Source organism: Falsiroseomonas tokyonensis, from assembly GCF_019024325.1.
Taxonomy (GTDB): domain Bacteria; phylum Pseudomonadota; class Alphaproteobacteria; order Acetobacterales; family Acetobacteraceae; genus Falsiroseomonas; species Falsiroseomonas tokyonensis.
In genome coordinates this window covers 46,665-59,640 of the sequence record NZ_JAFNJS010000009.1, presented here as the reverse complement: position 1 = coordinate 59,640, position 12,976 = coordinate 46,665, and the positions used below count along the sequence as shown (strand labels likewise).

Below are 12,976 nucleotides of genomic sequence, written 5' to 3'. Positions count from 1 at the left end.
GATGCCACGCAGCCAGGCGCCCGAGATCATGGACGACCCCGGCCAGTCCGAGGCCGATTTCGACGCGGCGCTGGCCGACCTGGCGCGCATCAACCGGATGACCTTCGCCACCGCGCCGCTGCTGCGCTTCCTGGACCGCGTGGCGGTGAACGGGCAGCCGCTTTCGGTGCTGGATGTCGGCGCCGGCGGCGGCGATGCGCTGCGGGCCATCGCCGCCTGGGGCGCGCGGCGCGGCCAGGCGCTGGACCTCTGGGGGCTGGACCGCAGCCCCTGGGCGGCGCGGCATGCCGCGGCGCACAGCACGCCGGCGCGCTGGATCACCGCCGATCTCTTCGACCTGCCGGCGGATCGGCGCTTCGACGTCATCGTCTGCGGGCTTTTCGCGCATCACCTGGATGACGCGACGCTGGTCCGTTTCCTGCGCTGGCTGCCGGCGCATGCGGCCAGGGCCTGGCTGATCCTGGACCTGCATCGCCACCCCATCCCCTGGGCCGCCGTCTGGGCCGGCACGCGGCTGCTGCGCATGCATCCGATGGTGTGCCATGACGGCCCGGTCTCCATCGCGCGCGGCTTCCGCCGCGCCGACTGGTCGCGGCTGATCGCGGAGGCCGGGGTGGTGGCCCGGCCGCGCTGGGTGCTGCCCTTCCGCTGGGCGGTGGAAGGTCCCGGCGGATGACGGGCCGGAGCCTGATCCTCGGCGGCGGCCCGGCGGGTGCCGCGGCCGCCATCACCCTGGCCCGCGCAGGCGCGGCGCCGCTGCTGGTGGAGCGCGCGGCGGCGCCGGCCGAAAAGGTGTGTGGCGAATTTTTGGGCGCCGATGCGGCGGCCCTGCTGGCCGGGCTGGGGCTGGACCTTGCGGCGCTGGGGGCGGTGCCGATCCGCAGCGCCCAGTTCGGCGCCGGCCGGCACCGCAGCCGCATGCCCTTGCCCTTCGCCGCCTGGTCGCTGCCCCGCCTGACGCTGGATGCCGCACTGCTCGCCCGGGCCGAGGAGGCGGGGGCCGAACTGCATTGCGGCGCCGCCGCTTTGGTGGCGGAGGCCGGCCCCCGCGGCTGGCGGCTGCGCCTGGCCGATGGCGCGACGCCGGAGGGCGCGCAGCTGGTCCTGGCCACCGGCAAGCATGAAATGCGCGGCCTGGCCCGCCCCGCCGCCGGCGGCTCGCTCGGCGTGAAGCTGGCGCTGCACGGCGTGGAGATGGGCGAGGCCATCGCCCTGCTAGCCTGCCCCGGCGGCTATGCCGGGCTGCAGCCGCGCGCCGGCGGCGGCGCCAATCTCTGCCTGGCGCTCGCGCCCGGCACGCCCGGCCTTGCACAGGCGGCGCGGGACCCTGCGGCGCTGCTGGCGCATGTGGCGGCAGCCTCCGACCTGGCCGCCGAGCTGCTGCGGGCGGCGCGGCCTGCCTGGCCGCGGCCGCTGACGGTGGCGGGCGTGCCCTATGGCTATCTGCACCGGGCCGCAGGCGGGCCCGGCGGGCTGTTCCGGGTGGGCGACCAGGCGGCGGTGGTGCCCTCCCTCTGCGGCGATGGCATCGCCATGGCGCTCGCCTCCGGCCAGCGCGCGGCGGAGGCGATTCGCGCGGGCGCGGGCGCGGAGGCCTTCCACGCGGCCTGGGCCAGCTCCGTGCGGCCGGGGATGCGGCTGGCGGGGCTGGCGGATGGGCTGATGGCCCGCACGCCGCAGGCCTTGGTCCGGCTGGCGGGCGCCTGGCCCGGCCTGGCCGGCTGGGCCGCGCGCGGCACCCGGATGGGGCTGGCGTGAGGCGCTAGGGGTTGACCGCGGGCGGTCCGGACGCCATACGCCGCCCATCCAAGCCTGTCCCGTTCGTCTAGAGGCCTAGGACACGGCCCTTTCAAGGCTGTAACACGGGTTCGAATCCCGTACGGGGCACCACTTCCCGGCCCTCGCCCTGTCGCGGCGCCGGTGCCGTCCGCCGGACCTTCGCAGCCCGATCGCGTGGATCACAGCGCGCCACCCCCGCCGGGGGATTCGCGGCACGCCCCGTCAAACCACCCCCACCCTGCCGCGTTCAGCCCCCGTGTCCGGCTTGTTGCGCCGCCCCTTCCGGTGGCGCGCCGCCGGTCCGCTTTTCGGAAGGAGCTTCCGCATGGGCCTGTTCTCGAAATCCATCAAGACGCTGGATGACCTCTTCGTCCACACGCTGCAGGACATCTATTACGCCGAGCAGCAGATCGCGAAGTCGCTGCCGAAGATGATCGACAAGGCCACGGACCCGCAGCTCAAGCAGGGCCTGCAGGCGCATCTGACCGAGACCCAGGGCCAGATCCGCCGGCTGGAGCAGGTCTTCCAGATGCACGGCCAGCCGGTGAAGGGCACCACCTGCGCCGCCATGGACGGCATCCTGGAGGAAGCGCAGGACATCCTGGGCGTCGCCAACGACAATGACGTGCTGGATGCCGCCATCATCTCCTCCGCCCAGGCGGTGGAGCATTACGAGATCACGCGCTACGGCACGCTGGTGGCCTTCGCCAAGCAGCTCGGCCGGCAGGATTGCGCCGCGGTGCTGCAGCAGACCCTGGACGAGGAATATGCCGCCGACCGCAAGCTGACCTCGATCGCCGAGGGTCGCGTCAACCGCGCCGCGGCCTGAGGAAGGACCGGGCGGGCGCCGCGCGCGGCGCCCGCCCGGCAGAGGCAGCGGCGCCGCGCATGGAACGGCTTTTCCTGAAGATGGCGGTGACGCGGGCGATGCCCGTCTGGATCCGCTACCTGGCCGCCACGCTGCTGGTGGCGGGCAGCCTGCTGCTGCGGCTGCTGCTGCTCGGGCCCGGGCCGGAAATGCCCTTTCTGATGTTCATGCCGGCCATCATGGCCTCGGGCATCGTCTTCGACCGTGGCGCGGGCATCTATGCCTCGCTGCTCAGCACCGCACTGGGCGTCTGGTTCTTCCTGCCGCCAAGCCGCAGCCTGGTGATCACCGAGGCGACGGTGCTGCTGGAGGTCGCGGTCTTCCTTGGCATCGCGCTCTTCACCGCGGCGCTGCTCGAGGCGATGCATCGGGCGCTGGCGTCGCTAGCTGCGGAACGCGCCGGGCTCGACCAGGCCAATGACCAGCTGCGCGAGACATTGGCGCAGAGCGGTACCCTGCTTAGCGAGGCGGTGCATCGCGCGCGCAACGATTTGCAGCGCCTGGCCGCGACGCTGCGCCTGCAGGCGGGCGCCTCCGCCGATGTCACGGCGCGCGAGGCGCTGCAGGTCGCCTCCGACCGCATCGCGGCGCTGGCACGCATCAACGGCCGCCTCGACCGGCATCGGGAGGAGGATGGCCGCGCGCAGGTGGAAAGCCGCGGCTTCCTGGAAGGCCTGATCGCGGATCTCGACGACCTAGCGGTGGATATGCGTCCGATCGTGCTGACGGTGCGGGCGGAGAGCGCGATGCTGCCCATGGCCAAGGCCGTGGCCATCGGCCTGATCGTGAACGAGCTGGTCGGCAATTCGCTGAAATACGCCTTCCCGGAGGAGATGGACGGCCTGGTGGAAGTGATCTTCCAGCGGGAGGGTGAGACCTTCCTGCTGGCCGTGCAGGACAATGGCATCGGCCTGACTGCGGGCGCCGCGCCGCAGGGCAGCGGCCTCGGCACCCGCATCGGGCGCGCCCTGGCCGGGCAACTCGGCGGACGGCTGGAATTGGAACAGGTGGCGCCGGGCACGGAGCGGCCTGGCCTGCGCGGCAGCATCCGCTTCCCGGCCGCCAGATGACGCCGCCCGGTGGCCCCGGCGGCAAGCCGACGACATCCTGGAGAAGACCATGCAGCAAGATTATCGCGCGACCTATGTCGCCGGGCTGATCGATGCCAGGGCGATGGAAACCGAGGCCATCCAGCTCCTGTCGCGCCAGGTCGAGCGGCTGGACAATTATCCGGAGATGCAAGCCGCGCTGCGCCGGCACGTCAGGGAAAGCGAGGTGCAGCGCGACCGGCTGGATGAACTGCTGTCCTCGCTCGGCAGCTCCCACTCCGGGCTGAAGGACCTGGTGACTGGCTTTGTCGCCAATCTCGCCGCCCTTGGCCATGCCGTGGCGCCCGACGAGGTGCTGAAGAACGCGATGGCGAACTATGCCTTCGAGCATTACGAGATCGCCGCCTATCGCTGCCTCGTCACCCTGTCCGAACTCGCCGGACATGACAGCGCTCATGCGGTGCTTGACCTCTCGCTGCGGGAGGAGGAGCGGATGGCGCAGTGGTGCCACGACAATCTGGATGCGGTGACGCGGCGCCATGCGGAGCTGCGGGCAAGGGGCGCCACCGCCGGCGCCTGAGGTCGCGGTCGGTCTCGCGCTCAGCCCTTGGCGGCCACGGACGGCCTCTCGGCGGCGCCGGGCTTCGCCGGCAGCTCGATGCGCGCCTCGGTGCCGCCATCCGCCGCCGGCTGCAGCCGCAGCCGGCCGCCATGGGCCTGGGCGACGCGGCTTGCCAGCGCCAGGCCCAGCCCGGCCCCGGGCCAGGCGCGGTTCAGCGACATGTCCGCCTGCAGGAAGGGGGTGCCGAGCTGTTCCAGCAGGCCCGGCGGCAGGCCGGCGCCATGGTCGCGCACCTGCAGCAGGACGCCGCCTTCCGGAGGCGCAAGCGCGGCCACTTCCACCACCCCCCCGTCGGGGCTGGCCTTGATGGCATTGTCCAGAAGCTGGCCGATGGCCGCCGCCAGCAGGCGCAGGTCGCCGGCCAGCATCGGCGACGGGTCGGGCACCTGCATCGCCAGGCGGATGCCGCGGGCGGCCGCCGCCGGCTGGTGGCGCGCCAGCACCCGCCCCAGCAGTCGCTCCGCCGGCTCCGGCAGCCCCGGGACAAGGCCGCGGCCGTGCGCCAGCGCCACGATATCCAGCGCCCCCTCGATCAGCGACAGCAGCCGATCGGCCCCGGCATGGATCAGCCGGCCATAGTCCTGCACCTCCGCCGCCGGCAGCGGCGCGTCGCCGGCCAGGATCTCCGAGAAGCCGAGGATCGGGATCAGCGGCGTGCGCATCTCATGCGAGATCACCGCCAGCAGGTCGCTGCGCATCCGTTGGCTGGCGGCGAGCGCGCTGTTGGCATCCTCCAGCCGGGCGGAGGAGGCGCTGAGCCGTTCGAACAGCCGCGCGCGTTCCGCCTCCGCGGCGCGGATATGCTCCTCCACCTCGGAATCGCGGATGGCGCGGGCGCGGCGCTGGCGGCTGCTGGCCAGCGCGCGTTCCACGACCATCGCCACCTCGTTCAGCCGCAGCGGCTTCTGCACCAGGTCGAAGGTGCGGGCGCGCAGCGCGCCGAGCGCGACATCGGCGGTGGCGCCCCCGGTCAGCAGCACCACTTCCAGCGCCTCCGCCTCCGACCGCCCGCGCAGCAGTTCCTCCGCCAGCGCCAGGCCGGTCTGGCCCGGCATGCGGACATCGGACAGCACCACGCCGATGCTGGGATCGGCTCGCACATGGGCCTTCGCGGCCTCGGCATTGTCGGCGCCCTGCACCTGGAAGCCGCGATGGGTCAGCGCGCGCAGCAACAGCTCCACGATCGGCCGCTCGTCATCCACCACCAGGATGGTCAGCGCCGGCGCCTGCGGCGGGGCGGGGGTCATTGGGTCACCAGACGAGTCGATATCCCTTGCCGCGGTGGGCGGCGATGGTGACCTGCCTGGCGGAGGCCGCCAAGAGTTTCTGACGGAGGTTGGAGGCCAGCTGGTCCACCCCCCGCTGTTCCGGCAGCATCTTCCGCCCCAGCACCCGCTGCGAGATCGTCTCGCGGTCCGCCAGGTGGTCGGTCTCGGTCAGCAGCAGCGACAGCAGCCCTGCCTCGCCGGCGGTCAGGCGGATCTCGGCGCCGTCCGGCGCCAGCATGCGGAAGCGGCTCGGCTGCAGCACCAGGCCGGCGATGGTCCAGCTTGCGGGCGGCGCGGCGCCAGCGGGCTCGGCAGCCGGCGGGGCAGCAGGCGGGGCGGGGGCAGCGGCCTGCGCTTCCGCCATCCCGGCCGGCCGCGCCGCCGGCCTGCCGCCGAAATCCAGGCGGCGGCTCAGGGCGCGCACGCGGGCGACCATCTCCCGCAGCGAGAAGGGCTTGGTGAGGTAGTCGTCGGCGCCGACTTCCAGCCCGATCACCCGGTCCACCTCCTCGGCGCGACCACTGACCACGATGATGCCGAGATCCGGCCAGGTCGCGGCTTCGCGCACGAAGGCGATGCCATTGCCATCGGGCAGGCCGAGATCGGCGATGACCAGGCGGGGCCGATCCTCCCGAAGCCGCTGGCGGGCTTCCGCCAGGGTGCGGGCCGTCACCGTGGCCCAGCCGTCCCGCAGCAGGGCCGTGCAGATCGTGGTGGCCACCGCCGCATCATCCTCCAGCACCAGCACCGGGCGCGGGCTGTCAGCCGCCTCCGATGAGTGCGCGGAGGGGAACGTCACGCGGTCAGCCATGGACGCTCCCCGACTGGTTGGCAGCAGATTGGCTCCCGACAACTTTATGTCCAAGCGCCAACCCTGTCGACAACCTTAACGCGATTTCGCATCCTGCAACTTTCGCGCGAGGGAGCCTTCGCCCCAAAAATGACACCGAGTGCAGCCGCAGGATGCAATACCTGCAGGTTTTGCCAAAACCCCTGCCACAGGTCGCGGCGCGCAGGGGGCACGTTGGACCAGGCCCAGGATTCATGAAGCGCCCCAGCCGTCTGGACCATGCCGCGAGCGCCCCCGCCGATGAAGGCCAGGCCGTCAGGCGGCGCGGCGCGCGGGGCGCGGGACACCCTGACAAGCCGCCGCTGGCCGTCAGCCGCAGCATGATGGCCCTTCTGGCCCTGATCGTGCTGCTGCCGGTGCTGGTGCTGGTGGCCGTGGGATCCGACCGGCGCCGGATGGTGCTGGAGGAAGCGCGGCGGGATGCCGAGGCCACGGCCAGCATCATGCAGCAGCACGCACGGCGGCTGTTCGAGACGCAGGAGCTGGTGCTGGAACTGGTCGCGGACATGATCAGCGACATGGAGGAAGCGGCCATTGCCTCGGACGGCCTGCGCCGGCAGCTTCTGAGCATCGTCGCCCGGCTGGACCAGACCGACTCGCTCTGGATCACAAATGCAGAGGGCGATGTCCTGGCCTCGACCGTCCCCTTCGCGCCGGGCCGCAACCTCGCCGACCTCGAATCCTTCAGGGAACAGCGCGACCGCGCGCAGCCCCGCTATATCGGCTCGCGCTATGTCAGCCCTGCCACCGGCCGGCCTTCCTTCGCGATCAGCCGCCGCAGGATCAGCCCGGACGGCCGGTTCAACGGCACCATCCATGCCGTGATCAGCCCCGAGGTGCTGGAGGAGGCTTTCGCCGTCGCCTCGACCAGCGCGAGCGGCGCGGCGTCGCTGATGCGGACCGATGGCCTGCTGCTGGTGCGCCTGCCTGCGGGCGGGGAGGGGCTTCGGCTGGCCGCCTCCAGCACGCTGGTCCAGGCCATGGCGCGATCGCACGATGCGGGGGTGTTCCGAACGGATTCCTCGGTGGATGGGGTGGAACGGCTGTATGCCTATCGCCGCGTCCAGCCCTTCCCCCTGTATGTGAGCTTCGGCGTCGACCTGCAGGCGCGCCTGGACGGCTGGTGGCAGGGCATGCTGCGCCAGGCCGCCACGGCGCTCGCGATCATCCTGCTGCTGTCCGGCGCCGCCTGGATGGCCTGGCGCGGCGCCGTCGGGCGCAGCCGGGCGCTGGCGGAACTGCGGCAGGAGGCCGAGCTGCGCCACCTGGCGGAAGCCCAGCTGCGCGAGGCCCGGGCGCTGGAGGCGCTGGGCCGCATGGCGCGCGGCGTGGCGCATGACTTCAACAACCTCCTCACCGTGGTGCTCGGCAATCTGGAGGCGCTGGAGGAAGCCACCATGGATCCGGTGCTGCGCGGCGTGGCGCAGCGCACCCGGCGCGCGGCGGAAGCCAGCGCCCATCTGGCTTCCAGCCTGCTCGCCTATGCCCGCACCCAGGTGCTTCGGCTGCAGGCGCTGCCGGTGGGGTCGCTGCTGCAGGACATGCTGCCGGTGCTGCAGGACCTGGCGACACCGGCGATCGAGGTGCGGCTGCAGACGGAGCCCGAGCTGCCGCGCTGCGCGCTCGACCCCGCCCAGCTGCAGGCCGCCATCTGCAACCTGGTGAGCAATGCGCGCGATGCGATCCTGGGCGGAGAGGCCGCGACGCGGCGGCCGGGGCGCATCCTCATCGGCGCTGCGCGCGCGCAGCTGCCGGACGCCGGCGTCAGCGTGGACGCCCCCGGCTTTGTCGCGATCGCCATCACCGACAATGGCCCCGGCATGTCCGAGGATGTCGCCGCCCGCGCCTTCGAGCCTTTCTTCACCACCAAGCCCGCCGGCGCCGGCTCCGGGCTCGGCCTGTCGCAGGTCTTCGGCCTGGTGACGCAGCTGGGCGGCCGGATGGCGCTGCGCAGCGCGGCGGGGGAGGGCACAACGGTGACGCTCTATTTGCCCGAGGCGCGGACGCCGCTGGCGCAGCAGCAGCAGGACCCACGGGCCGGTGGCGGTGGCGCGGATGCAGCCATGCCCCCGCCCGGCCGGGCCGCGCGCATCCTGGTGGTGGAGGATCAGCCAGAGATCCGCGCCATGATCGAGCGCATGCTGGCGCGCTCCGCGCACCGCGTGCAGAGCGTGCCGGGGGGGCGGGAGGCATTGGCGCTGATGCAGGCCGGGGAGCGCTTCGACCTGGTGCTGTCCGACGTGCTGATGCCGGACGACGTGGAGGGCATGGCGCTGGCGCAGCGCATCCATGCGCTTCGGCCGGAAACCGCGGTGCTGCTGATGTCCGGCTATGTGCCGGATGGCGAGGTGACGACCGGCGCGGTGCAGGGCTTCCTGCGCAAGCCCTTCACCCGTCGTGCCTTGCAGGAGGCGGTGCAGCAGGCCCTGGCCTGACCGCATCCAGCGCCTGGCGCACCTTCTCCGCCAGGTCGCGGCGACGATAGGGCTTTTTCAGCAGCAGCACGTCCGGATCCAGCCTGCCGTCGTGCACGATGCCGTCTTCCGTATAGCCGGTGGTATAGAGCACGCGCAGGCCCGGGCGGATGCGCAGCGCCTCCTGCGCCAGGGCATGGCCGTTCATGCCGCCGGGCATCACCACATCCGTGAGGAGCAGGTCGAAATCGTCCCGCAGCCTCAGCGCCTCCAGCGCCGCTGCGGCATGGCCGGCGATGACGACGCGGTAGCCCAGCTCCCGCAGCTGGCCCGCGACATGGTCGCGCACCAGCGGGTCATCCTCCACCACCAGCAGCTTCTCCGTGCCGCCGCGGGGCGCCTCCGCCCCGGCACCCGGGTCGAAGCGAAGCTGGCTGCGCCCGGCGCGCGGGACATAGACCTTCACGCTGGTGCCGAGGCCGGGCTCCGAATAGATCTTCACGTGCCCGCCCGACTGCTTCATGAAGCCGAAGACCATGCTGAGGCCGAGGCCGCTGCCCTGGCCCACATCCTTGGTGGTGAAGAAGGGCTCGAAGGCGCGGGCCACCACCTCTGGCGTCATGCCGGTGCCGGTGTCGGAGACGGCGATCAGCACGTAGTCACCGGGCGTCACCTCTCCCTCCGCCTCCGCATAGGCGGCGTCGAGCTGCACGTTCGCGGTCTCGATCACCAGGCGGCCCCCTTTCGGCATGGCGTCGCGCGCATTGATGCAGAGGTTCAGCACCGCATTCTCCAGCTGCGGCGGGTCGATCAGCGCCGTCCAGAGATCCTCGGCGGGTTCGATCTCCACCTCGATATGCCCGCCCAGCGTCCGGTGCAGCATCTGGTGCAGCCCGGCCAGCAGGCCGTTTACGTCGATCACCTTGGGGTCGAGCGCCTGGCGGCGGGAGAAGGCGAGCATGCGGCTGGTCAGGGCGGAGCCGCGTTCCGCCGCCGCGATGTTCATCTCCGCCATCTGCCGCAGCTCGGCGTCGTGTTCCAGGCTTTCCGCCAGCATCTCCGAATTGCCGAGGATGACGGTCAGCAGGTTGTTGAAGTCATGCGCCACGCCGCCGGTCAGCTGGCCGATCGCTTCCAGCCGCTGCGACTGGCGCAGCTTCTGCTCCAGCTCCAGGCGCTCGGTGATATTGGTGTTCACGGCCAGGATGGCGCGCGGCCGCCCCTCCGCGTCGCGCACCAGGGTCCAGGCACCGTCCACCACCAGCCGCGATCCATCCTTGCGGCGCTGCTCGATCTGGCCGCTCCATTCGCCCTGCGCCAGCACCTGCTCGTTGGCGTGCAGGAAGGGGCCCGGATCGTCATAGAGCAGGTCGAGCACCGAGCGTCCCGCCGCCTCCTCCGCCGTCCAGCCATAGAGGCCTTCGGCGCTGCGATTCCAGTACTGGATGCGGTGGTCGATGCCGCGCACCAGGATGGCGTCGCGCGCCTGGTCGAGCAGCGCCGCCTGCTGCTCCAGCTGCAGCTGCGCCCGCTTGCGTTCCGTGATGTCGCGCTGCACCGCCACCCAATGGGTGAAGTGGCCGAGGCCATCGGCCACCGGCACGATGTCGAGCTCCAGCCAGAATTCGCTGCCGTCCTTGCGGTAGTTCAGAAGCTCCGCGCGGATCGGCCGCCAGGCGGCCAGCGCCGCATGGATGCGGTCGAGCTCGGCGCGGCTGGTCTTCGGGCCCTGCAGGAAGCGGGGCGAGATGCCGATGATCTCCTCCGTCGCATAGCCGGTCAGGCGTTCGAAGGCCTGGTTCACGAAAAGCGTGCGCGGGCCGGGCGGCAGGATCGGCTCGGCCTCGGTGATCAGGATGATGTCGTTCAGCTTGCTCGCCGCCACTTCGAGCAGCCGCAGCCTTTCCTCGCGCCGGTGCTCGGCGGTGATGTCGCGGAAATAGATGGTCAGGCCGTTGCGCGCCGGATAGGCGGTGATGTCGAACCAGGTGTCGATCTGCCGCAGGTGATGGATGAAGCGGCGCGTCTCGTGCTGCGCGACCGCGGCGCGGAAGTTCCGCTCCACCTCGCTGCCGACCATGTCAGGGAAGCAGTCCCAGAACGTGCGGCCCGGCAGCGCGCCCGCTTGCCGCCGCAGCAGGCGCTCCGCCTCGCTGTTGATGGAGGTGATCTTCCAGTCGTGGTCGAGCGTGCAGAGCCCGTCGCTGATGCTCTGGAAGGTCGCGTCCAGCTCCTCCGCCAGCTCGCGCACCGCGGCCTCCGCGCGCAGGCGCTCCGTCAGGTCCCAGACCACGGCGAGGGCGCAGCGGCGGCCGCGGAAGTCGATCAGCCGCGACAGGATCTGCACCTGGCGGATCTCGCCCGATGCGGTGCGGGCGGGCCAGGGGCCAGTGACCCGCAGCCGGTCGCCCAGCTGCCGCGCCGCCGAGAGCACCTTCGCCCGATCCGCCTCCGTCGGCAGGTCGAGCACCGTCATCCCGAGGAACTGCTCGCGGGTCCAGCCATAGGCCGTGAGCGTCGCCTCGTTCACCTCGAGGAAGGCCAGTGTTTCCTTGTCATAGACCCACATCGGCGCGGGATGCAGGTGGAACAGGTCGCGGAAGGCGGCCTCGCTGGCGCTCAGCGCTGCCTCCGCCGCGCGCTGTTCCGTGATGTCGCGCTGGATCGCCATCCAATGCGTATGCCAGCCGGTCTCGTCCACCAGGGGCGAGATGTTCAGCTCGACCCAATAGGGCGAGCCGTCGCGCTTCCGGTGCAGAATCTGCTGCCGCAGCGGATGGCCGGCCTGGATCGCGGCTTGCACCAGCCGGCGCGCCTCGGGGTCCGCATCCGCATGCGTCAGCATGGCGACCGGCTGGCCGAGGACCTCCTCCTCCCGGAATCCGGACTGCTGCAGGAAGGCGGCATTGACGTAGCGGATCATCAGCCCGGCGCCCTCCGACCCCGGCGCGGCGTCGCGCCGGGTGTGGCTGATCACCACGGGCTCGCTGCTGGCCTCCACCATGCGGCGGAACAGCGCGGTCTCCTCGGCGTCGCGCAGGCGGCGCAGCAGCGGCCGCAAGGTCACGGCTGCCTCCCGCAGCCGCTCCGCCATCGCCTCCAGGTCCTGTCGCTCCGCGCCGAAGCCGAGCGAGAGGCAGTAGCGCTCCGCCCCGATCGAGAGCGGCGTCACGATCATCGAGACCAGGCCGCAGGCCGCGGCGAAGGGGGCATCGGGCAATCCGGCCTCCGGCTCCGCCTGGACATCGCGGATGACGATCTGCCGGTCCTGGCGGATCGCCGCGCCGGCGGCGGTATTGTCCGCGGTCAGCGGCAATGCGCGCAGCCGCGCCAGATGCGAGGGATCGGCGACGCCCGACTGGTCCTGCGCGCCGATCATCTGCAGGTGGTGTCCGTCCGGGGCCAGGCGGAAGACCAGGCAGAGGACGCCGTGCGTATCCTCGCGCAGCGCGGTCATCGCCGCCTCGATCGCATCGCGGAAGGTCGGCGTCTCCGCCACGCTGCGCAGCAGGCGTTCGCGCAGCGCGGCGCGCGCCATCTCCGCCTCCCGCGCCGCAAGCTGGTGGCGCAGTTCCAGCTGCGCCATCACCGCCGCGGCCAGGTCGCGCAAGGACTGCGCCTGCGCCGCATCCAGCGGCGGCCGCGGCTTCGCATCGAGGATGCAGAGCGTGCCGAGGGCATGGCCTTCCGGCGTCAGCAGCGGCGCGCCCGCATAGAAGCGCAGCCGGGGTTCGCCCAGCACCAGCGGATTTTCGGCGAAGCGCGGATCCCGGGTGGCATCCGGCACCTGGCAGATGTCGCCGCCCTGGATCGCGGTATTGCAGAAGGCGATGGCGCGCGGGGTCTCCGACAGCTCCATCCCGATCCGTGCCTTGAACCACTGCCGGTCGGCATCGACGAAGGAGATCAGCGCGATCGGCACTTCGAAGAACTGCCTGGCAAGCCGGACGATCCGGTCGAAGGCGGCCTCGGGGCTGGTGTCCAGCACGTCGTAACGGCGCAGCGCCGCCAGGCGTTCTGCTTCGTGCAAATACGGTGCGGGCATATCCGAAGGCGGCGACACGTGAACGATCTCCGGGTCCTTGGCACCGCTGGGAGAGGCGACCTGTTTGGTCCTGGACCGGCC

At 71.8% G+C, this 12,976-nt stretch carries 9 protein-coding genes and 1 tRNA gene; 7 read left to right on the top strand and 3 right to left on the bottom strand.

The genetic code is table 11. The features are described 5' to 3' along the window. The first annotated feature begins 1 nt into the window (after window position 1). The 6 genes from J3S20_RS24215 (at window position 2) to J3S20_RS24190 (ending at window position 4,276) form a co-directional block, all read left to right on the top strand. Window positions 2–676 (top strand): methyltransferase domain-containing protein, encoded by a 675-nt coding sequence (locus J3S20_RS24215; protein ID WP_216839427.1) that lies wholly within the window; start codon window positions 2–4, stop codon window positions 674–676. Next, a complete protein-coding gene (locus J3S20_RS24210) occupies window positions 673–1,758 on the top strand; it encodes an NAD(P)/FAD-dependent oxidoreductase (RefSeq protein WP_216839425.1) in 1,086 nt (361 codons plus the stop codon). The genes J3S20_RS24215 and J3S20_RS24210 overlap by 4 nt, the downstream gene beginning before the upstream one ends. Before the next feature lie 56 nt (window positions 1,759–1,814). Then, window positions 1,815–1,890 (top strand) — tRNA-Glu (locus J3S20_RS24205). Between the two features lie 214 nt (window positions 1,891–2,104). Next, a complete protein-coding gene (locus tag J3S20_RS24200; protein WP_216839423.1) occupies window positions 2,105–2,608 on the top strand; it encodes a YciE/YciF ferroxidase family protein in 504 nt (167 codons plus the stop codon). Window positions 2,609–2,667: 59 nt separating this feature from the next. Next, on the top strand, window positions 2,668–3,717 hold the full coding sequence (locus J3S20_RS24195) for a sensor histidine kinase (protein WP_216839421.1): 1,050 nt from the start codon (window positions 2,668–2,670) through the stop codon (window positions 3,715–3,717). Window positions 3,718–3,766: 49 nt separating this feature from the next. Beyond that, the gene (locus J3S20_RS24190) at window positions 3,767–4,276 is read left to right on the top strand and encodes a DUF892 family protein (RefSeq protein WP_216839420.1); all 510 of its coding nucleotides are present in this window, start codon (window positions 3,767–3,769) and stop codon (window positions 4,274–4,276) included. Window positions 4,277–4,296: 20 nt separating this feature from the next. Here the strand turns inward: J3S20_RS24190 and J3S20_RS24185 are convergent, their stop codons facing one another. Continuing rightward, a complete protein-coding gene (locus J3S20_RS24185; RefSeq protein WP_216839418.1) occupies window positions 4,297–5,565 on the bottom strand; it encodes a hybrid sensor histidine kinase/response regulator in 1,269 nt (422 codons plus the stop codon). 4 nt (window positions 5,566–5,569) lie between these two features. Beyond that, entirely contained in the window at window positions 5,570–6,397 is an 828-nt protein-coding gene (locus J3S20_RS24180; RefSeq protein ID WP_216839416.1) for a response regulator transcription factor, read from the bottom strand. A 233-nt stretch (window positions 6,398–6,630) separates the two neighbouring features. Here J3S20_RS24180 and J3S20_RS24175 point away from each other — a divergent pair, with 233 nt between their 5' ends. Continuing rightward, window positions 6,631–8,871 (top strand): ATP-binding protein, encoded by a 2,241-nt coding sequence (locus J3S20_RS24175; protein ID WP_216839414.1) that lies wholly within the window; start codon window positions 6,631–6,633, stop codon window positions 8,869–8,871. On the opposite strand, the gene J3S20_RS24170 is transcribed toward J3S20_RS24175, so the two are convergent. Continuing rightward, window positions 8,825–12,880, bottom strand: a complete 4,056-nt coding sequence (locus J3S20_RS24170; protein ID WP_216839412.1) for a PAS domain S-box protein — start codon at window positions 12,878–12,880, stop codon at window positions 8,825–8,827. The genes J3S20_RS24175 and J3S20_RS24170 overlap by 47 nt on opposite strands. Window positions 12,881–12,976: the final 96 nt, after the last annotated feature.

Coding starts and splice junctions, on each gene's coding strand:
- J3S20_RS24215 (WP_216839427.1), top strand. CDS start 2: ATGCCACGCAGCCAGGCGCCCGAGATCATGGACGACCCCGGCCAGTCC.
- J3S20_RS24210 (WP_216839425.1), top strand. CDS start 673: ATGACGGGCCGGAGCCTGATCCTCGGCGGCGGCCCGGCGGGTGCCGCG.
- J3S20_RS24200 (WP_216839423.1), top strand. CDS start 2,105: ATGGGCCTGTTCTCGAAATCCATCAAGACGCTGGATGACCTCTTCGTC.
- J3S20_RS24195 (WP_216839421.1), top strand. CDS start 2,668: ATGGAACGGCTTTTCCTGAAGATGGCGGTGACGCGGGCGATGCCCGTC.
- J3S20_RS24190 (WP_216839420.1), top strand. CDS start 3,767: ATGCAGCAAGATTATCGCGCGACCTATGTCGCCGGGCTGATCGATGCC.
- J3S20_RS24185 (WP_216839418.1), bottom strand. CDS start 5,565: ATGACCCCCGCCCCGCCGCAGGCGCCGGCGCTGACCATCCTGGTGGTG.
- J3S20_RS24180 (WP_216839416.1), bottom strand. CDS start 6,397: ATGGCTGACCGCGTGACGTTCCCCTCCGCGCACTCATCGGAGGCGGCT.
- J3S20_RS24175 (WP_216839414.1), top strand. CDS start 6,631: ATGAAGCGCCCCAGCCGTCTGGACCATGCCGCGAGCGCCCCCGCCGAT.